Raw genomic sequence first — 1,559 nt, 5'->3', positions numbered from 1 at the left:
CTTAAACGAGGCTCACTTAAACTTTTAGCATAAGTCCAACCCTTACCTTGCAGTTCTTTAAAGAAAGCCATCATTTTCTGATAGGCATCTTCGTCTGATATACCGCTTACTTTATGGTTGAATAAAAAGCCAAGATTGACTTTCGAGAGTTTGTAATTTGCTTGTTTGTTATCGTCATAAGCCAAGACTGACATAACACCGTCAATACTTAACTCACCATTAGGATATTTAATAATGACAGTAGGTTCTTTATATCTTGGAAAATCATAACCTTGAAAAGTAACCCCCATAGGCTGAGCGTCTGCTTCTTGGAAAGCTTTATACTCAGGGTTAGCACCGTATAAATCTTTAGCAGTCATGTTTAATGAAATTTCTAAAGGTTTATCAGGCATAACAACCTTTGTTTTAGCTTGGCAAGAAGTAGCTATTAATATGATAAAAAAAGAAGTAATGAACCTTAATCGCTTCAACATATCTATCTACTCATTCAGATCAAACATCAAAGTGCACTGCTTCTTACTATTCTAATTTTTATCATTAAGTCAATCGATTTTTTGGCTGTTATAAGATTGTAAAGTATCATATGTTTTAACCGCATCAAAGCTTGTGTTTAAATAACTGATTGACTTTAGTTGTAACATTTCTTCTGATGTTAAACTTGAAATGTTATTTACTTTGTCTATTATATGACTGCTGACTATTTCTTCAGAAATTAAACGTGCTCTCTTTCGTACTGCGGAGCTTTTTGCCTTATCTGTTGATAAAGCTACAAAATATTCAAGTGGAGCTGCACCATTTTTAAGCATACAGATCTTATAGTTGATATCTGAACGATATAATATGTAATCTTGAACTTTTTTTATGTCAATTTCACTTATCTTCTCTAAAGTACTTTCATCAGGTAAAGTTCTGCTTTTTTCTTCAGCAGTGCATAGATCTATAGTGCTCTCGTACTGTTCTATTGCTGATTCTAGAGTAATTTCATCTTCTAATTTTTTCTCTGTTTTAGCACAAGCTGGTACTGAAAATATAATTAATATTAATGAAAAGAATATAGTTTTTTTCATGGTATACATCCATCTTCAATAGCTTGAAATAATAATTTTTTGTAATGATCTTTTATGCTGAAATTGAGATACAACTTTGAATAGCTTGCAGAAGTTAAAACTTTGAATAACAAAATTACTTTGAAATATTCTCTTTATATGCTCGCAATGCCCTTGTTGTAACCAACAAATCAAAACTACTGTTTAAGTAGTCTATTTGATGAAGTTTATTTCTTTCTTCTTCAGGTAGGTTGTTAATATAATTAACATTACCTATAAAGTCATAAGGCATTAGAGTTTTAAATAAGTGTTCGGCTTCCCTGCGAGTAAAATAATCTATATTACTATCTAAAGCTACAGCCAAAATGTATTCTCTGGGTGTAGCACCATTTTGTATCAGACAAATTTGGTCATTTATATTACTACGATATATTATATACCCCACTCTCAACTTTAAAAGTGATTGAAAAAAGAAGAGCACCTCACTAATCTATTGTTTTCGACCAAGAATAC

Annotated in this window: 3 protein-coding genes; all 3 read right to left on the bottom strand. The window is 31.3% G+C overall.

Going from position 1 to position 1,559, the window contains the following annotated elements; genetic code table 11:
• The coding region (locus AAEY80_RS14175; protein ID WP_350588507.1) for a hypothetical protein at window positions 1-392 on the bottom strand (392 nt) is incomplete at its 3' end.
• A gap of 150 nt (window positions 393-542) precedes the next feature.
• Window positions 543-1,067, bottom strand: coding sequence for a hypothetical protein (locus AAEY80_RS14170; protein WP_025652066.1), 525 nt, complete (start codon window positions 1,065-1,067; stop codon window positions 543-545).
• 115 nt (window positions 1,068-1,182) lie between these two features.
• On the bottom strand, window positions 1,183-1,410 hold the full coding sequence (locus AAEY80_RS14165) for a hypothetical protein (RefSeq protein ID WP_350588506.1): 228 nt from the start codon (window positions 1,408-1,410) through the stop codon (window positions 1,183-1,185).
• Window positions 1,411-1,559 lie beyond the last annotated feature (149 nt).

It is taken from the genome of Psychrobacter sp. 78a-MNA-CIBAN-0178, from assembly GCF_040309625.1.
GTDB classification, from domain to species: Bacteria; Pseudomonadota; Gammaproteobacteria; order Pseudomonadales; family Moraxellaceae; genus Psychrobacter; species Psychrobacter okhotskensis.
The sequence above is the reverse complement of the archived record's forward strand: the minus strand, read 5'-3'. Positions and strand labels throughout refer to the sequence as shown.